Here is an 18,431-nt window from a genome sequence, read left to right on the forward strand (position 1 = left end):
CGCGAATTCGGTGAGACCGACCTGATCGAGCAAGTCCATCGCACGTGCATCGAGCACATCGAGCGAACGTTCACTGCGCCAGAACTGGAACGCGGTGCCAAGCTGGCGTTGCAGACCAATGCGCACGTTCTCGCGCACGGTCAGGTGCGGGAACACGGCGGAAATCTGGAACGAGCGAATCACGCCGCGCCGTGCAATCTGTGCAGGCCTCTCGCGCGTGATGTCGATACCGTTGAAAAGAATGGTGCCCGTGGTGGGCTCCAGGAACTTGGTGAGCAGGTTGAAGCAGGTGGTCTTGCCTGCGCCGTTCGGCCCGATCAATGCATGGATCGAGCCGCGCCGCACCTGCAGGTCCACACCGTCGACCGCCGTGAAGCCTTTGAAGGACTTCGTCAGGTTGCGGACTTCCAGTACGTTGGTTGTCATGTGATACGAGAAAATTTGCCGTGAAATCGCTGCCGGTTTTCTCCCCTCTCCCGTGAACGGGAGAGGGGCGGGGGGAGAGGGCGGGCAGTGCAACCTGCCACCGGTGTCGGCAAGCAGAGCCTCCGGCCCTCTCCCCTAACCCCTCTCCCGCAAGGCGGGAGAGGGGAACAACACCAGCGGGGAGAATTACTTCTTGACCAACGGGCAGCGCGATTGCGCCAGCGGCTGGAAGGCTTCCTCGCCCGGCACGGTGGCCACCAGCTTCAGGTAGTCCCACGGCGTCTTGGAGTCGGCGGGCTTCTTCACTTCCATCAGGTACATGTCGTGCACCATGCGTCCATCCGCGCGGACATAGCCGTTCTTGGCGAAGGCGTCGTTGATCTTGGCCTTCTTCAACGCAGCCATGACGGTGTCCGAATCATCGCTGCCCGTGGCCTGCACGGCCTTCAGGTAGTTCAGCACAGCGGAGTAGGTGCCAGCGTGAACCATGTTCGGCATGCGCTTCATGCGCGCGAAGAAGCGGGTGCCGAACTCGCGCGTCTGCGGGTTCAGGTCCCAGTACCACGCGTCGGTCATCTTCATGCCCTGCGTCAGCTTCAGGCCCAGGCTGTGCACGTCGCTGATGGTCATCAGCAGACCCACCAGCGTCTGGTTCTTCGGCAGGCCGAAGTCGTTGGCGGCCTTGATGGCATTGATGGTGTCGCCGCCGCCATTGGCCAGGGCCACGACCTGCGCCTTCGATGCCTGTGCTTGCAGCACGAACGACGAGAAGTCGGAGGCGTTGAGCGGATGCTTGACCTGACCTACCACCGTGCCGCCCGATGCCTTGACCACGTCAGCCGTAGCGGTTTCCAGCGACGCGCCGAAGGCGTAGTCGGCCGTCATGAAGTACCAGCTCTTGAGGCCCTGCTTGACCATGGCCTTGCCGGCCACGTTGGCCAGCGCGTACGTGTCATAGACCCAATGCACGATGTACGGCGAGCATTCCTCGTTGGTGTGGCGCAGATTGGCGCCGCCCGTGATCAGCGAGATGCGCTTCTTCTCCGATGCAATGCGCGACACGGCCAGCGCGACCGACGAATTCGGCAGGTCGACGATGGTGTCCACGCCGTCGCGGTCGATCCACTCGCGCGCCTTGGCGCTGCCGATGTCGGCCTTGTTCTGGTGGTCGGCGGTAACCAGTTCGATCTTCTTGCCGGGCAGGCCATTGCCAAAGTCCTCGATAGCCATCTTGGCGGCTTCGACGGAACCCTTGCCGGCGTAATCCAGATACACGCCGGACAGATCGGTCATCACGCCGATCTTGACGACGTCACCGGAAATCGCCGCGCTGGCAGCACCGGCAAACGTGGTCAGGCTGAACGCCAGGGCGGACAGCAGGGTAGCTCGCTTCATTTCTTCTTCTCCGTGGTGGTGTGGCTTGAAAACTGTCTCTCTCGATCTCTCGATGTACCGGCTTTAGCCGGCCATATGCGGGTAGCGGTAGTCGGCGGGCGGCACGAACGTCTCCTTGACCGTGCGCGGCGAAACCCAGCGCAGCAGGTTCAGCGGCGAGCCCGCCTTGTCGTTGGTGCCGCTGCGGCGCGCGCCGCCAAACGGCTGCTGGCCAACCACGGCGCCCGTGGGCTTGTCGTTGATATAGAAGTTGCCCGCTGCGTAACGCAGGGCTTCGGATGCCTGCGTGACGGCTGCGCGGTCCCTGGCGAACACCGCGCCGGTGAGTGCGTAAGGACTGGTAGCGTTCACCAGCGACAGCACTTCGGGCCAGTGCTCGTCCGCGTAGACATAGACGCTCAGCACCGGGCCGAACAGTTCGGTTTCCATCAGCGTGTGGCGCGGATCGCTGACTTCGAGCACGGTCGGCTCGATGAAGTAACCGACGCTGTCATCGGCCTTGCCGCCGGTGATGATCTTCACGTTGCTATCGCTGGCCGCGCGTTGTAGATGACCGGCGATACGGTCGAACGCACGGCGATCGATCACGGCGCCCATGAAGTTGGTGAAGTCGGTGACGTCGCCCATGCGGATGGTGTCGACCAGCGCAGCCAGTCGATCCTTGACCTCTGGCCACAGCGACGCGGGAATGTAGGCGCGCGATGCCGCGCTGCACTTCTGGCCCTGGTATTCGAAGGCGCCGCGCAGCAGGGCCACGGCCAGCGTTTCGGCATCGGCCGATGCGTGCGCGAGCACGAAATCCTTGCCGCCCGTTTCGCCAACCAGACGCGGATAGCTGCGATAGCGCGACACATTGCGGCCCACTTCGCCCCACAGCATGTCGAACACGGCGGTCGAGCCCGTGAAGTGGATGCCAGCCAGTTCCGGACGCGCCAGCACGGCGCCGCTGACCGCCACCGGATCGCCCGGCACGAAGTTGATAACGCCTTTCGGCAGACCCGCCGCTTCGAGCAATTCCATGAACAGGTAGTTCGACAGCGAGGCCGTGGCCGCAGGCTTCCAAAGCACGGTGTTGCCCATCAGTGCCGGTGCGATGGCGAGGTTGCCGCCAATAGCCGTGAAGTTGAACGGCGTCACGGCGTAGACGAAGCCTTCCAGCGGACGGTATTCGAGGTGGTTGCGCATGCCCGGCGACGAGATCGGCTGGCCGTTGGCGATCTCGTGCGCGAACTGCACGTTGAAGCGCAGGAAGTCGATCAGTTCGCAGGCGGAGTCGATCTCGGCCTGATAGGAGGTCTTGCCCTGGCCGAGCATCGTCGCGGCATTCAGCTTTGCGCGCCACGGACCAGCCAGCAGGTCGGCGGCCTTGAGGAACACGGCCGAGCGTTCGGCCAGCGACGCGTTGGCCCAGTCCCGCTGCGCGGACACGGCGGCGTCGATGGCCGCGTGGATGGTGGGGGTGTCGGCGTTGTGGATCTGGCCCAGCGTCTGCGCATGGACGTGCGGGGCGCGGACATCGGTATGGCTGGCGCTGGTAATGCGCTCACCGTTGACCACGGCGGGGATTTCGAGGACGCGTGCCTGCTGCGCGTCCAGTTCGGCAATCAGCGCCTTGCGCTCGGCACTGCCGGGTGCGTAGCTCAGACCGGTTTCATTAGTGGTTTTTGGATGCAGATTGTTTGCAGACATATACGACAAATTACCTATTGGATATGCAATGTTTGAAATTGGATCCAATATAGCAGCGCGAATATTCAGGCACAATAGGGACCTCACTCGAATCGCACACCGATCTCCAGCACTTCCCATGTCAATTCAACCGGGCCGCACCAGCGCCCCTACCAAGGGTTTACCCCAGATCATCCGTGACCAGCTTCGCTATGAAATCCTGAAAGGCACGCTTGCCGTGGGTGTTCAACTGCGGCAGGACGCGTTGGCCGAGCGCTTCAACGCAAGTCGCATTCCTGTGCGCGAGGCACTGCGCCAGCTAGAAACGGAAGGGTTGGTGACCTACCAGCGCAACCGGGGCGCCGTGGTGTCGGGGATGGATGTGTCGCAGATCTGCGAACTGCTCGATATCCGCGTGGCGCTCGAATGCCACGCGGCGCGGCTGGGCGTGCCGAACATGGTTCAGCAGGATTTCCAGCAAATGCAGGAGATTCTTGACGCGTACTCGAGTTCGGAGTCGCTCGCGGAATGGGCCGAGTACAACCGGCGCTTCCACCTGGCACTCTGCGCGCCGGCCAACAACAAGCGCCTGCGCCGACTGATCGAGGAGTTTTGCCTCAATACCGATCGCTATACGCACGAACAGATGTCACTGGCTACCGGCAAGGAAGGCCCGCAGGCCGACCACTATCGCATCCTCGAAGCGTGCAAGGCGCGCGATGCGGTGAAGGTGGCGGCTTTGCTCGAGGAACACATCCTCGAGACGAAGCGGAATTTGCTGGCGAGCGAGCGGATGAAGGAGGAGGGGTAACGTTTTCCCTTGCTCTTCGGTTTTCTCCCCTCTCCCGCTTGCGGGAGAGGGGCGGGGGAGAGGGCCAGCAGTTCAAATTGCGGCAAGTCGGCAAGCAGAGCCTCTGGCCCTCTCCCCCAACCCCTCTCCCGCCTTGCGGGAGAGGGGAGCGAAACAATCCGGGCGAACTACGTCAGTAGTTCAAGTCGGATGCACCACCACCAACAAAGCCGTCGCCACACCTTTCCCCGGATTCCCAATCGCATGCGCCACGTCCGCGCCATAGCGCGCCGTTTCGCCATGCTTCAACTTCTTCTCGTCGCCCCCGGCTTGCACTGTCATGGCGCCGGTGAGCACCGTCAGGTGCTCCTGCGTGCCCGTATCGTGCGGATCGGATGCCAGTACGCCGCCGGGCTGGATCGATAACTCATACCACTCGAAGCGCCCCGCGAGGTCGATCGGACCCAGGATACGTAGCTCGCAGCGCGTATCCGGGCTCTTGAGCGCCGGAATCGCGTGCGGCTGCACCACGGTAATCGCCGGGGCCGGTGGCGCGCTACCGCCCTGTGCCAGGAAGTCCGTCAGGCTCACCCCCAGCGCGTTTGCCAGCCGCCACAGCACCGCCACGGTGGGGTTGGCGAGATTCCGTTCGATCTGCGACAGCATAGACTTGGAGACACCGGCGCGCCGCGAGAGGTCGTCCAGCGACAGTTGCTGGCTCTGGCGCAGGGCCTGCAGCGTGCTGCCAACGGCTGGTGGCCCTTCTGCGGGAACGGGTTGCGTCGTCGTCATTCGTTCGTTATAGTGCACGGCACGTTCGTTATATAGAACTCGTTCGATTTATCGATCGAGTGATCCGAGACACTACCACCGGGAGTCTGGCCATGTCGAGTGCCGAGGCGTTTTATGCATCGATCCGCGCGGAGCTTGCTGCCATCCGCGAAGCGGGGCTGTACAAGCGCGAGCGCATCATCGCTACGCCGCAGGGCGCAACGATCCGCACGGCGGATGGCCGCGAGGTCATCAATCTCTGTGCGAACAATTATCTCGGGCTGTCCTCGCACCCCAAGGTGATCGAAGCCGCGCACGAGGCGTTGCGCACCCATGGCTACGGCCTGTCGTCGGTGCGTTTCATCTGCGGCACGCAAGATTTGCACAAGTCGCTCGAACAGCGGCTCGCCGCATTCCTCGGCACCGAGGACACCATCCTCTACGGCTCGGCGTTCGATGCCAACGGTGGGTTGTTCGAAACGCTGCTCGGCCCCGATGACGCCGTGATCAGCGACGAACTGAACCATGCGTCGATCATCGATGGCATCCGCCTCTCCAAGGCGAAGCGCTACCGCTACAAGCACAACGATCTCGACGACCTGGCCGCTCAGTTGAAACAGGCCGATGCCGATGGCGCGCGCTTCAAGCTCGTGTTCAGCGATGGCGTGTTTTCGATGGATGGCACCGTAGCGCGGCTCGACGAGATTCGGCGCATCTGTGATGCGCACGGCGCGCTACTGGGTATCGACGAATGCCACGCCACCGGCTTCATGGGTGCGCGCGGTCGCGGCACGCACGAAGCACGCGGCGTCTTCGGCAAGATCGACATCATCACCGGCACGCTCGGCAAGGCACTGGGCGGGGCATCGGGTGGTTTTACATCGGGCCGCAAGGAAGTCATCGACCTGCTGCGCCAGCGCTCGCGTCCCTATCTGTTCTCGAATACCGTGGCGCCCGCCATCGTCGGCGCCAGCATTGCCGTGCTCGATATCCTCGAAGGCAGCACCGAACTGCGCGACCGGCTCGAAGCCAATACGAAGTTCTTCCGCGAAGGCATTGCCGCGCTGGGCTTCGACATCAAGCCGGGCGATCATCCCATCGTGCCGATCATGGTCTACGACGCAGAGAAGGCGCAGAAACTGTCCGAGCGGCTGCTTGAACTCGGCGTTTATGTGGTCGGCTTCTTCTATCCCGTGGTGGCAAAGGGCCAGGCGCGTATCCGCGTGCAGATGAGCGCCGGACACGATGAGACCACGCTGCGCACTGCGCTCGATGCATTTGCACAGGCAGGTCGTGAACTGGGGCTGGTGCAATGAACGCAGCAGTCAACACTGGCGCGCCGAAGATCCTGATCGTCGGCGCCAATGGGCAGCTTGGTTCCGAACTGGCGCTCGCCCTGGCCGAGCGCCATGGGCGCGAACAGGTGGTGACTTCCGATGTCGTGCCCACGGGCCGCCACGTCCACATCGCCCACGAAATGCTCAACATCACGGATCGCGGCGAACTGACCACGGTGATCGAGCGTCATGGCATTACGCAGATCTATCTGCTGGCCGCAGCACTGTCCGCCACCGGCGAGAAGGCACCGCAATGGGCGTGGAACCTGAACATGACGGGTCTGCTCAATGTGCTGGAAGCCGCGCGCCATCACGGTATCTCGCGCGTGTTCTGGCCCAGTTCGATTGCCGCGTTCGGCCCCTCGACACCGCGCGTGGACACGCCGCAGAAAACCATCATGGAGCCGACCACGGTCTATGGCATCTCCAAGCAGGCGGGCGAGGGCTGGTGCCGCTGGTACTTCGAGAATCATGGCGTGGATGTGCGCAGCGTGCGCTATCCGGGCCTGATCTCGCACAAGACGCCGCCCGGCGGCGGCACGACGGACTACGCAATCGATATCTTTCATCACGCGGTGCGTGGCGAGCCCTACACCTGCTTCCTCGAAGCCGACGAGCGCCTGCCGATGATGTATATGCCCGACGCGATCCGCGCCACGCTGGAGCTGATGGAAGCGCCGGCCGAACAGGTGCGCGAGCGCGGCAGCTACAACCTGGCCGGCATGAGCTTCACACCCACCGAGATCGCCGAAGCGATCCAGCGCCGCGTGCCGGATTTCAAGGTGAACTACGCGCCCGACTATCGGCAGGCCATTGCCCAGGGTTGGCCCGATTCGATCGACGACAGCGCCGCGCGCCGAGACTGGGGCTGGCAGCCGCATTTCTCGCTGCAGCAGATGGTGGACGACATGCTGGAGAACTTGCGCCTGAGTGTGGCTGCGGCTTAAGCGCCGCAAAGGCGAGATAGCGCAGTGCATCGGCAGGCACTGCGGGTGAAGTACTTGCCATGTGAACTAATTCGCAAATAAATCATTTGCATTCTAATTAATTCATGTCTATTATTCGCCCATGCCAAAGATCGATGCTCTCCGATTCGCCTTTACCGGCCAGCTGATGCTTGCCGGCCGCCAATGGCGACAGATCAGCCAGGCTGCTGTGACTGCGCACGGAATCTCCGCCGCCGCCGCCGCGCCGCTGCTCTTTATCCGCCGCCTGGGCGGTGGTGTCCGCCAGGTCACCCTGGCCGACTACGTGGGCGTCGAAGGCGCCACGCTGGTGCGGCTGGTGGATCAACTGAGCGCCGCCGAACTGGTGCGCCGCGAGGTGGATCCCAGCGACCGGCGCGCCAATGTGCTGTCCTTGACCGAGGCCGGCGACCGCATGGCCGAGCAGATCGAGGTGGAACTCAAGCAGTTGCGCAGCGAGGTGTTCGCGGAAATTTCCGAAGAGGACATGGCTGCCACGCTGCGCGTGCTCGAAGCGTTGTCGCGCGCGGCCGCCGCCGCTTCGTCGAACCGGCAGGAGTCCGGCGCAGCATGATGAGTTGGCCGTCTGCCCGGGACTGGATCTTTTCCTTCAAGGCTTTCATCGCAGCGATGCTGGCCTTGTGGATAGCGATGTACCTGGGCTTGCCCCGTCCGTACTGGGCGATGGGCTCTGTCTATATCGTGGCGCACCCCCTGACGGGCGCCACGCGCTCCAAGGCGCTGTACCGCGTGCTCGGCACGCTGATCGGCGCCGCAGCAGGTATCGCGATGGTGCCGCCGCTGGTCAACTCGCCGCCGCTGCTGATGGCCGCCGTGGCCATCTGGGTGGCCTGCCTGTTGTATGTGGCATTGATGCACCGCACGCCGCGCAGCTACGTGTTCATGCTCGCGGCCTACACGCTGCCGCTGGTGGCGCTGCCTTCCGTCGATAACCCCACCGGTATTTTCGATCTCGCCGTCGCGCGCTCCGAGGAAATCTGCCTCGGTATTCTCTGCGCTGCGGTAGTGGGCGCCGTGCTGATGCCGGCCAGCGTGGCCAACGTGCTGCGCGACAAGACACGCCAGTGGATGGCCGATGCCACGCTGTGGGCCACCGACATGCTGTCCGCGGCGCCCGGCGCCCGCGTCTCGTTGCACCAGAGCCGTCATCGCCTGGCTGCCGACATCCTGGCCCTCGACCAACTCATCAGCCAGCTTGGCTACGACGCCGAAAGCGCAGACCGCGTACGCGCCGCGCGGGAACTGCGTGGCCGCATGACGATGCTGCTGCCGGTGCTGTCTTCGCTGGCGACCATCGTCGAATCGATGCAGGCCGCTGGCGGGGTGCCCGCGCCGCTGGCCGTGCAGATGCAGGCCGTGAAGGCGTGGATACAGGCTGGCGCCGCCAGCGATACACGCCCCACGTTGCCGTCCACACCGCTGGAACCCGGTTGGGATGCCGCGCTGGTGACCGCCGCCGAAGATCGCCTGCACCAGATGGTGGCGCTGTGGCATGACTGCATGACGCTGTGCCGTCGCCTGGGCGAGAAACACATCCAGGGCGAGTGGGTGCCGGAATTCCTGCGCTGGGAAGTGGGTCGTGCCCGCCACTACGATCACGGCATGCTGCTGTTCTCCACGGTGACCGTGGCGCTGGCGATCTTCGCCATGGGGCTGGTGTGGATCCATACGGGGTGGGCCGATGGCGCGGGCGCCGTGGCGCTGGGCGCGATCTCGTGCTGCTTCTTTGCCGCGCTCGACGAGCCTGCGCCGATGATCCGCTCGTTCTTCAACTGGAACATCGTCTGCCTGCTGATCTCGATGGTCATGCTGTTCGCGGTGCTGCCCGTGGCGCACGATTTCGAGATGCTGGTGCTGATGTTCGCCGTGCCGTATCTCATCATCGGCCTGCTCGTGGCGCAGCCGCGCCTGGCGATGATCGGCATGCCGCTGGCCGTGGTGACGGCCAACGACATCGGCATCCAGGGCGCCTACAGCGCGAACTTCCAGTCGTTCTTCAACAGCAACATTGCCGGCATTGCGGGGATTGCTTTCGCGCTGGCGTGGACGCTGGTGGTGCGGCCATTCGGCACGCGCGCCGCCACGCGCCGGCTGGTGCGGGCAGGGTGGAGCGACATCGCGGAGAACGCGCTGGGCCAGCATCCTGATTCGCATACCCGGTTGCGCGCCCGCATGCTGGACCGTCTTGCGCAACTGGTGCCCCGGCTGGCCGCCAGCGAAAGCGAGGTGTCGAGCGATGGCTTCAGCGAAGTGCGTGTGGAACTGACCGCGCTGGCGCTGCAACGCGAGATGGCGTCGATGCCCGGCGACGAGCAGCATGCGGTGCGCCGCGTGTTGCGCAGTATCACCACGTACTACAAGGCCCGGCTCGACGGATCCGCCGATGCGCCGCCGCAGGCGTTGCAGACCCGCATCACGAACGCGCAGCAGAAGGTGCGTTCCCGCGTGGCGCTGGCCGCGCTGGTCGATATGCAGGTGGCCCTGTTTCCGCCGGCGCTGCCGGCAACCGTTTCCAGGAAGGCATGATGCCCGGTGAATTCAGTATCTATGGCGTGTTCATCCCGAGCTTGCTCGTATGGATGTTCGCGGCCTTCCTCATCACGAGTGGCGCACGCGCGGTGTTGACGCGCGTGGGCTTCTACCGGCTCGTTTGGCACCGTTCACTGTTCAATCTTGCGCTGTACGCGATCATCCTCGGTGGGGTGGTGGCATTGGCGCCATCGCTGCAATCATGAAATTCAGACTCTCTACGCTCGGGCCGGTCGTGTTGACGCTGGCCGTCACGGCCGTTGGCGCGGTCGTTGTCAAACACCTTTGGGATTACTACACCGTGGCGCCATGGACGCGCGACGGGCACATCCGCGCGGAGGTGGTGCAGGTCTCGCCCGATGTCTCCGGCCTGGTCACGCGCATCGCCGTAAAGGACAACCAGCATGTGAAGGCCGGCGACGTCCTGTTCGAGATCGATCGCGAACGCTACGCGCTGGCGCTGCGGCAGGCAGAGGCCACCGCTGCTGCCGTGCGCGCGAACCTGTCGCAGGCGCGCCGCGAGGCCAAGCGCAGCCAGACGCTGTCTGACGTGGTGTCCAAGGAAATCATCGAGGAAGGGTTGGCCAAGGTGCAGCAGGGCGAAGCCCAACTGGCGCAGGCCGATGCCGCCATCGGCGTGGCAAAGCTCAATCTGGCGCGCACGCAGGTGACGAGCCCGGTGGAAGGCTACGTCAACGATCGCCTGCCGCGACTGGGTGACTACGTGGTGACGGGCAAGCCGGTGCTGTCGATGGTGGATTCCACATCGTTCCATGTGGAAGGCTACTTCGAGGAAACCAAACTGCAGGGCATCCATATCGGCAGCGCGGTCGAGATCCGCATCATGGGCGAGAAGCGTGTGCTGCACGGCCATGTGCAAAGTATCGCGGCAGGCATCGAGGATCGCGACCGTAGCAATGGCTCGAACCTGCTGCCGAACGTGAATCCGACATTCAACTGGGTGCGCCTGGCCCAGCGGATTCCGGTGCGTATCCAGTTCGACCAGATGCCTGACGATGTGCGTCTGGTGGCGGGCCGTACCGCGACGGTATCGGTGCGCGATGACGGTTCGAAAGACACCAAGGCCGCGCCGGCGGCTGCGACACAATCGCAAGACAAGGTGGCGCTGGCCGGCAAGCGCGCACCCGCAACCGGAGCTGTGCAGTGAAACGTTTTGCCCGTGTCGCGCTGACGGCGATGTTGCCGCTGGCGCTGGCCGCCTGCATGACCGTGGGCCCCGACCACAAGGTGCCTGACGATGCCGTCGTGCAATCGTCCGCAGCCAATGGCCCGTTCGGCGGTTCCGATAATGGCGCCGTGTCGATTGGCGACGTACCCAACGACTGGTGGCGTCTCTACGACGACCCGCATATCGACGGACTCGTCCAACAGGCGCTGGTCGCCAACACCGACCTGCGCGTGGCGGCCGCCAACCTCAAGCGCGCCATCGCCATCTACCACGAGGTGGAGGCCGAGAACCTACCCGAAGCCAAGTTCCGCGCCAGCGCCGAACGCGGCCAGATTGCCGGCGAACCGCTGCTGCACGAAGAAAAAATCCCGGCGATGAATTTTGGCGACATCGGTTTCGAGGTGTCGTACCTGATCGACTTCTGGGGCAAGCTCAAGCGCGCCGACGAGGCCGCGCTGGCCGCCGCGCAGGCGAGTCATGCCGCGCTGGATCAGGCCCGCGTCGGCGTGGTGGCCGAGACCGTGCGGGCCTATGTGCAGGGCTGCACCGCCACGCACGAACTGCACGTGGCGCAACACCAGCTCGACCTGCAGGAACGCGGCGTAACACTCGCGCAGAAACTCGTCGATGCCGGCCGTGGCCAGCCGACCGATGTACTGCGCGCGCAGGCACAGGCCGATACGCTGCGCGCCGTGCTGCCGAAGTATCGTGCCGAGCAGGAAGGCGCGGCGTACCGCCTCGCCGTGATGCTGGGCAAGCCGCCGATGGCGCTCGACATCCAGAGCGTGGCGTGCGAACACGTGCCCGCTCTGAAGCAGCCGCTGCCGGTGGGTGATGGCATGGCGCTGCTCAAGCGTCGCCCCGACGTGCGCCAGGCCGAGCGCGAACTGGCCTCGGCCACGGCCAAGATCGGTGTGGCCACCGCTGACCTGTTCCCGCAGATCCGCATCGGCGCGTCGGCGGGTTTCACCGGGATTCTCGATCACCTGGGCCAGGCGCCCACGGCGCACTGGGGCTGGGGGCCGGCGATATCGTGGACCATTCCCACGAGCGGCACGCGGGCACGCATCCACAACATGGAGTTCGGGGCGGAAGGCTCACTCGCGCATTTCGATGGCGTGGTGCTGAAGGCGCTGCGCGAAACGCAGAGCGCGCTGTCGGCCTACACGCATGAACTGGAGCGCAACCAGTCGCTGCGCTCGGCCCGCGACAAGGCAGAAGAGGCCGCGCGCCAGAACCGCAAGCTGTGGCAGGCAGGGCGCTCGCCGTACCTGCAAAGCCTGGACGCGGACCGCACGCTGGCCAACACGGACGCGGCGCTCGCCACCTCCGATGCGGTGGTGGCGATGGATCAGATCAATCTGTTCCTTGCGCTGGGCGGTGGATGGCAGGATGCGCCGGCGATTGCCAGCCGTCCGGTGGGTGATCGGAAGCATTGAGTTTGCCGGTCACAACTTAACGCGGTGGCGCCGTGGTGCCGCGCTCGATCAGCGAGATTGGCATCTCGGTCCGTCCCGGCTCGACGCCATCCTGCAGCCAGCGCAGCAACGCAATTGCGGTTTTTTTCCCCAGCAGGCTGCTTTGCAGGCCCACCGTGGTAAGACCTGGCGCGATCTCGGCGGAGATCGGCAAGTCGTCGCAGCCGACGATCGACAGTTGGGACGGGACGCTGATACCGAGGGCAGCGGCTTCGAAGAGGCATCCAAGCGCCAGCACGTCGTTGCCGCAAAATACAGCGGTTGGCCTGGTCGGGGAATTGCGCAGGATGTCTTGCAGTCCGGCGCGTCCACCGGCGAAAGAGTAGGGCTGCTCGCATGCAGCTTGTGGCGGTAACTCGGCGCGCAAGGCACGCAGCGCGGTGACAAAGCCCTCTGTGCGCAATCGAGCGCGGTCGTTGTGCCGTGCAATCCCGGAAATCATGCCGAAATGACGGTGTCCCAGGTCGAACAGGTATCTGGCAGCCAGTGCGCCGATCTCGAAGTTGTCGAATCCGATGCAGGGGAGCGCGTTGGACAGCGCCCAGGTGACGATGGTGCGGGTTTGTGATTGCTTGAGTATCGAGAGCGTTTCCGGGGCGTGGTCGGCGCCGACCAACACCATGGCATCGACGGCTCGCTCTGACAGGGCCCTCACGACATCGGTTTCCGTATTCGAGTCGTAATTGTGAGACCCGAGAAGAAGCTGATACCCCGCAGCGGCGAGCACTTCCTGCATCCCCTGGATGGCGTGCGAGAAGATGGCGTTATCGAGAGTGGGCACCACAGCCGCAATGGTGTGTGAGCGTCCCGAGGCCAGCGTCCTGGCCGACGCATCGGGAACATAGCCCAGCGCATCGATCGCGTCGCGCACGCGGGCCAGCGTATCTTCCCGCACCAGAGAAGGGGAGGTGAGCGCCCGCGACACGGTCGCGGTGGAGACGCCCGCAAGTTTCGCTACATCCTCCAGTCTTGATTTCGGCACTTCATGGCTCCGCCGTCGAATGCTGAATTGTGACCCATCTGCGCCGGGGTAGGTGCCACTCACCGCCATTGTGTCTGTTGGCAAGTCTGCGGGAATACCCTTCCTTGCGCCCTGCGCACTGTCTTCTATCCTCAATGTAAGCGCTTGCATTGATTTTCACAAATGTGTTCGTGAGCAGCTTTATCCAGAAATGAAAGCGCTTACATCATCGAAAAACACGGAGACTACCTGAAATGATCGTGTACCTGAAAAAAGCGGAGAAGACGCCACAGACGGAAGCGGCGGCTGCGCAGAAGGTTGTGACCGAGATGCTTGGCGAAATCCAGGCGCGCGGAGAGAGTGCAGTCCGGGACTACGCGAAGCAACTGGATAGCTGGTCCGGCGACATCGTGCTGACGCCCGATCAGATCCGGCAGCAAACGCGCGATGTACCTGCCGCAGTTCGCGCCGACATCGATTTTGCCATCCGCCAGGTGACAGACTTCGCGGTGGCGCAACGCGAATCGTTGCAGGAGTTTTCCGTCGAATTGCACCCGGGCGTCATCGCCGGGCAGCGCGTCTTGCCCGTGAATGTGGTCGGCTGCTACGCACCGGCAGGGCGCTATGCCCATATCGCGTCGGCCTACATGGGTGTGGCAACAGCCAAGGCGGCCGGCGTGAAAACCGTGGTGGCATGTTCGAGCCCCTTCCGTGGCCAAGGTATCCATCCCCATGTTCTCTACGCGTTCCAGGCCGCTGGCGCGGACGTCATCATGACCTTGGGCGGCGTGCAGGCCATTGCGTCGATGGCCTACGGCCTGTTCACCGGCAAGCCTGCCGATGTGGTGGTCGGCCCCGGCAACAAGTTCGTTGCGGAGGCAAAGCGTACGCTTTTCGGGCAAGTGGGCATCGATGTGTTCGCGGGCCCGTCGGAAGTTGCTGTCATTGCCGACGACAGCGCCGATGCAGCCATTGTCGCGAGCGACCTCGTCGGCCAGGCGGAGCACGGCCATGAATCGCCTGCCTGGCTGTTCACCACCTCGCGCGCGCTGGCCGAACAGGTCATGGCGTTGGTGCCTTCGCTCATCGACAAGCTGCCGCCCACTGCGCGAGATGCGGCCACGGCAGCGTGGCGCGACTACGGCGAAGTCATCCTCTGCGACAGCCGCGAGGAGGTGGTGGAGATCTCGGACCGCTATGCTTCCGAGCATCTGGAAGTCCATACCGAGGATCTCGACTGGTGGCTGGCCAACCTGACATGCTATGGCTCGCTGTTCCTGGGCGAGGAAACAACCGTGGCGTTTGGAGACAAGACCAGCGGCCCCAACCATGTGCTGCCGACCAAAGGCGCCGCGCGCTATTCGGGCGGCCTGTCGGTACACAAGTTCATGAAGACGCTGACCTGGCAGAAGATGACGCGCGAGGCGGCGCGCCAGATCGGACAGGTCACCGCACGCATCTCGCGGCTCGAAGGCATGGAGGCGCATGCACGCACTGCGGACGATCGCATGGCAAAGTACTTTCCCAACGCGCGCTTCGAGATGGGCACGCCCGTCGAGGTCTGATCGTGAGCCAATTGACCATTGCAGCCGCGCGGCCGGCACCTGATCTTTCGGGGCGCCAGGCGCTGGTGACGGGCGGAAGTTCCGGTATAGGTGAAGCCATCGCCGTGGCACTGGGGACGTGCGGTGCGCGTGTGATTCTGGCGGCCAGGCGGCGGGCACAACTCGACACCGCGGCGGCACGGCTCGATGCCCAGGGCATTGCGGTCGATACGTTCCCGTGCGACGTTTCCGATCTCGACACCATTGTCGCGTCGGCCGACGGATTGCAGCGCAAGCATGGAGCGATTGATATTTTGGTCAATGCGGCCGGCATGAATTTGCGCGAGGCGTTTGGCGCCGTCACCCCGGCATCGTGGCGCCTCCAGCTCGATACCCACCTGGGCGCACCGTTCTTCCTGACGCAAGCGCTTGCACCAGCCATGAAGGCCCGGGGTTGGGGACGCATACTGAACATCGCATCGCTGCAGTCCTATCGGGCGTTTGCCAACAGCGCGCCGTATGGCGCAGCCAAGGGAGGCATTGTCCAGCTCACACGCGCCATCGCCGAGGCGTGGTCGAGCCATGGCATCACCTGCAATGCCATCGGACCAGGTTTCTTTCCCACTGCACTGACGGGCCCGGTCTTCGCAGACGAGTCGCTCGCACAGCACCATGCAAGCCGCACGTGCGTGGGGCGGAATGGCGAACTCGTGGATCTGCATGGCCTCGCGGCATTCCTTGCCAGCGACATGGCGGCCTACATTACCGGACAGACCTTCATGGTGGATGGAGGATATACGGCCAGATAGCGCACGCAAACCATCCGATGACGGCGTGCGACGCGCACGTGGCAGCCGTCTGAAAGCCCGAGACAGAGCGCGGCAGGAAAAGCGCGCCACCGGGCAGAGACTTCACAGGAGACAAGCATGAGGAAGCAGACAACGGCGCCGCATTCCGCAACGGACGCGCGACGCAAGCTGCGGCAAGTCGTCACGTCGAGCACCATCGGCGCGATGGTGGAGTGGTACGACTTCTTTCTGTATGGCGTGGTGGCCGGCCTCGTATTCAACAAGCTGTACTTCCCATCGAGCGATCCGATGGTTGGCACGCTGCTGGCCTACGCCACATTCGCGGCGGGATTCGTGGCGCGTCCGCTGGGCGGCATCATCTTCGGACACTTCGGAGACACGCTCGGGCGCAAGAAGATGCTCGTGCTGACGCTGATGATCATGGGCGTGGCCACCACGGCCATCGGTCTCATCCCCACCTACGATCAGATCGGCGTATGGGCGCCCATTCTGCTGCTGCTGTGCCGGGTGGCGCAGGGCATCGGCCTGGGCGGAGAGTGGGGCGGGGCAGTCCTGATGACCTTTGAAAGCGCGCCGGCCAGACGCCGTGGTTTCTTTGCCAGCCTGCCACAGACGGGCATGTCGCTTGGACTCGTCCTGGCCAGTGGCGTGATTGCCGTCCTGTCGTTGCTCCTCTCGGACGAGGACTTCCTGGCCTGGGGATGGCGCATCGCTTTTCTTCTCAGTGCGGCGATGGTGCTGATCGGCTCCTACATGCGTACCCACGTGGAGGAGTCGCCGGAATTCGCAGCCGCGCAGCACAGCCGCGAAAAAGCGCCCGGCCTGCCATTCATGGTCATGCTGCGCCGCTACCCCGGCGTCGTGATGGCCTGCATGGGCGCGCGGTTTATCGACGGCGTCTTCTTCAATGTGTTCGGCGTGTATTCGTTGTCGTATCTGACGCAGACGCTGAAGCTGACGCGAGACCATGCGCTGCTGGGAGTGTTGATTGGCGCCTTCGTGATGACCTTCTTCATTCCCCTGTGGGGCGCCGTCTCCGACCGCGTGGGCAGGCCAATTGTCTACGGCACCGGGGCGCTGCTGGCCGGGCTGTCCGCGTTCCCGGCGTTCTGGCTGATGCAGCATTCCGGGGGCAACGTGTGGTTGGTCTGGGCCGCCATCATCATTCCTTTTGGCATCTTCCATGCCGCCGTCTTCGGGACGATGTCCTCGATGTTTTCGGAAGTATTCGATCCCAGTGTGCGATACACGGGCATCTCGTTCGTGTATCAGTTCGCAGGTGTCTTTGCGGGAGGACTGACCCCCATCATCGCTACCTGGCTGAGTGCCAAGGCCGGCGGACAGCCGTGGTACCTGTGCGCCTATGTGCTGGCGATCGGCATCATGAGCGCGGGCTGCACGATGTGGATTGCCAGTCGCGCCTCGCATGGCGGCGCGGTCGGATTGGAACCGTCGAAAACCTGATGAAGAGAAAATCCATGAAAGCCATCGTTTACACACAGCCCGATGCCGTCGCAATGCTGGATCGGGACATGCCAGCGCTGGTGCCTGGCGAGCTTCTGCTGCGTATTGATGCGAGCGGAATATGTGGCTCGGATCTTCACGCCTATCATGGGCACGACCCGCGCCGCAAACCTGGCCTCGTTTTGGGCCACGAGTTTGCAGGCACCGTCGTCGCTTCCTCCGACGAATCCCGCATGCGCGTGGGGCAGCGCGTCACGGCGAACCCGCTTATTACCTGCGGCCATTGCGACTACTGCCTGCAAGGACGAGACAACCTCTGCGCAAACCGGGGCATGGTCGGCATGAACCGGCCCGGGGCGCTCTCGGAGTATCTTGCGATCCCCATACGCTGCGCGATTCCCATCCCGGACGCCATGGCAAGCGTCAGCGCAGCGTTGACCGAGCCGGCGGCCACGGCGCTTCATGCCGTCAACCTGACCATGCGCGCCATGTCCCGGCCATTGCCCGAGGCCCGTGTGCTGATCATCGGGGGCGGGGCCATCGGGATGCTGACGGGCGCGTTGGTCAGTGCCTACGGATGCCGGCATTTGTGCATCGCGGAAACCAATGCGCTGCGGCAAGCCTCCGTTCGCCGCCATCTGGGGTGCGATGTCATCGATCCCCTGGCCGATCCACCCGCCGATTCCAGCTTCGATGTGGTCATCGATGCCGTGGGTGCGGCGCCTACCCGCAATCTCGCCATTGCAGCCATACGACCCGGGGGTGTGATCATGCATATCGGGTTGCAGGCGTGGTCGAGCGAGATCGACATGCGAAAGCTGACGCTGGCCGAGATCACGCTACTTGGTACTTACACCTACACGATGGCAGACATGCACGCCACGGTGCGAGCGCTGGAGGCCGGCAGTTTCGGGGCGCTGGATTGGGTGGAAACCCGCGCGCTGTCCGATGCGCCGGCGGCCTTTGCCGACCTTGCTGCGGGACGCGTTGCCGCCGGAAAGGTCGTGCTGCTGCCGGAATTCAACTGAGTTGAACACCGGGGCACGCCCGCACGGGTGCCCCGGATTTTTTTGCCCATCCAACT

General features: G+C 63.9%; 17 protein-coding genes. 12 read left to right on the forward strand and 5 right to left on the reverse strand.

The features are described 5' to 3' along the window. The 3 genes from ABDB81_RS28125 to pruA form a co-directional block, all read right to left on the reverse strand. Positions 1–426: ATP-binding cassette domain-containing protein (locus tag ABDB81_RS28125; RefSeq protein ID WP_346814175.1), on the reverse strand; the 426-nt coding region annotated here is incomplete at its 3' end. A gap of 186 nt (positions 427–612) precedes the next feature. Continuing rightward, positions 613–1,821: an ABC transporter substrate-binding protein gene (locus tag ABDB81_RS28130; protein ID WP_346814176.1), complete on the reverse strand. Its 1,209-nt coding sequence runs from the start codon at positions 1,819–1,821 to the stop codon at positions 613–615. A 63-nt stretch (positions 1,822–1,884) separates the two neighbouring features. Further along, positions 1,885–3,510, reverse strand: a complete 1,626-nt coding sequence (gene pruA / locus ABDB81_RS28135; RefSeq protein ID WP_346814177.1) for an L-glutamate gamma-semialdehyde dehydrogenase — start codon at positions 3,508–3,510, stop codon at positions 1,885–1,887. A 118-nt stretch (positions 3,511–3,628) separates the two neighbouring features. Between pruA and ABDB81_RS28140 the strand changes: the two genes are divergently transcribed. Continuing rightward, positions 3,629–4,300 carry a GntR family transcriptional regulator gene (locus ABDB81_RS28140; RefSeq protein ID WP_137925385.1) on the forward strand — a complete coding sequence of 224 codons (672 nt, stop codon included), beginning with the start codon at positions 3,629–3,631 and terminating at the stop codon, positions 4,298–4,300. Between the two features lie 180 nt (positions 4,301–4,480). On the opposite strand, the gene ABDB81_RS28145 is transcribed toward ABDB81_RS28140, so the two are convergent. Continuing rightward, the gene (locus tag ABDB81_RS28145) at positions 4,481–5,071 is read right to left on the reverse strand and encodes an XRE family transcriptional regulator (RefSeq protein ID WP_346814178.1); all 591 of its coding nucleotides are present in this window, start codon (positions 5,069–5,071) and stop codon (positions 4,481–4,483) included. 92 nt (positions 5,072–5,163) lie between these two features. On the opposite strand from ABDB81_RS28145, the gene kbl reads away from it, so the two are divergent. The 7 genes from kbl (at position 5,164) to ABDB81_RS28180 (ending at position 12,530) form a co-directional block, all read left to right on the forward strand. After that, positions 5,164–6,366, forward strand: a complete 1,203-nt coding sequence (gene kbl, locus ABDB81_RS28150; protein ID WP_346814179.1) for a glycine C-acetyltransferase — start codon at positions 5,164–5,166, stop codon at positions 6,364–6,366. Beyond that, positions 6,363–7,334, forward strand: a complete 972-nt coding sequence (locus ABDB81_RS28155) for an NAD-dependent epimerase/dehydratase family protein (protein ID WP_160473973.1) — start codon at positions 6,363–6,365, stop codon at positions 7,332–7,334. Before kbl ends, ABDB81_RS28155 begins: the two co-directional genes overlap by 4 nt. Before the next feature lie 121 nt (positions 7,335–7,455). Beyond that, positions 7,456–7,926, forward strand: a complete 471-nt coding sequence (locus tag ABDB81_RS28160) for a MarR family transcriptional regulator (protein WP_137925381.1) — start codon at positions 7,456–7,458, stop codon at positions 7,924–7,926. Further along, positions 7,923–9,899, forward strand: a complete 1,977-nt coding sequence (locus ABDB81_RS28165; RefSeq protein ID WP_137925380.1) for an FUSC family protein — start codon at positions 7,923–7,925, stop codon at positions 9,897–9,899. The genes ABDB81_RS28160 and ABDB81_RS28165 overlap by 4 nt, the downstream gene beginning before the upstream one ends. Continuing rightward, on the forward strand, positions 9,899–10,108 hold the full coding sequence (locus tag ABDB81_RS28170) for a DUF1656 domain-containing protein (RefSeq protein ID WP_137925440.1): 210 nt from the start codon (positions 9,899–9,901) through the stop codon (positions 10,106–10,108). The genes ABDB81_RS28165 and ABDB81_RS28170 overlap by 1 nt, the downstream gene beginning before the upstream one ends. Next, a complete protein-coding gene (locus ABDB81_RS28175) occupies positions 10,105–11,070 on the forward strand; it encodes an HlyD family secretion protein (RefSeq protein WP_202126849.1) in 966 nt (321 codons plus the stop codon). Before ABDB81_RS28170 ends, ABDB81_RS28175 begins: the two co-directional genes overlap by 4 nt. Continuing rightward, positions 11,067–12,530, forward strand: a complete 1,464-nt coding sequence (locus ABDB81_RS28180; RefSeq protein ID WP_346814180.1) for an efflux transporter outer membrane subunit — start codon at positions 11,067–11,069, stop codon at positions 12,528–12,530. Before ABDB81_RS28175 ends, ABDB81_RS28180 begins: the two co-directional genes overlap by 4 nt. Positions 12,531–12,546: 16 nt before the next feature. Here ABDB81_RS28180 and ABDB81_RS28185 read toward each other — a convergent pair whose 3' ends face one another. Then, the gene (locus tag ABDB81_RS28185) at positions 12,547–13,551 is read right to left on the reverse strand and encodes a LacI family DNA-binding transcriptional regulator (protein ID WP_249359133.1); all 1,005 of its coding nucleotides are present in this window, start codon (positions 13,549–13,551) and stop codon (positions 12,547–12,549) included. Positions 13,552–13,784: 233 nt separating this feature from the next. Between ABDB81_RS28185 and hisD the strand changes: the two genes are divergently transcribed. From hisD to ABDB81_RS28205, 4 genes are all read left to right on the forward strand, one after another. Then, on the forward strand, positions 13,785–15,095 hold the full coding sequence (gene hisD, locus ABDB81_RS28190; protein ID WP_346814181.1) for a histidinol dehydrogenase: 1,311 nt from the start codon (positions 13,785–13,787) through the stop codon (positions 15,093–15,095). Positions 15,096–15,106: 11 nt separating this feature from the next. After that, positions 15,107–15,883, forward strand: coding sequence for a (S)-sulfopropanediol 2-dehydrogenase HpsO (hpsO, locus tag ABDB81_RS28195; protein WP_346814187.1), 777 nt, complete (start codon positions 15,107–15,109; stop codon positions 15,881–15,883). 117 nt (positions 15,884–16,000) lie between these two features. Beyond that, on the forward strand, positions 16,001–17,347 hold the full coding sequence (locus tag ABDB81_RS28200) for an MFS transporter (RefSeq protein ID WP_346814182.1): 1,347 nt from the start codon (positions 16,001–16,003) through the stop codon (positions 17,345–17,347). A 14-nt stretch (positions 17,348–17,361) separates the two neighbouring features. Beyond that, on the forward strand, positions 17,362–18,375 hold the full coding sequence (locus tag ABDB81_RS28205) for an alcohol dehydrogenase catalytic domain-containing protein (RefSeq protein ID WP_346814183.1): 1,014 nt from the start codon (positions 17,362–17,364) through the stop codon (positions 18,373–18,375). Positions 18,376–18,431: the final 56 nt, after the last annotated feature.

Origin of the sequence: Cupriavidus sp. DL-D2 (assembly GCF_039710735.1) — a bacterium.
In the GTDB taxonomy this organism is placed as follows: Bacteria; Pseudomonadota; Gammaproteobacteria; order Burkholderiales; family Burkholderiaceae; genus Cupriavidus.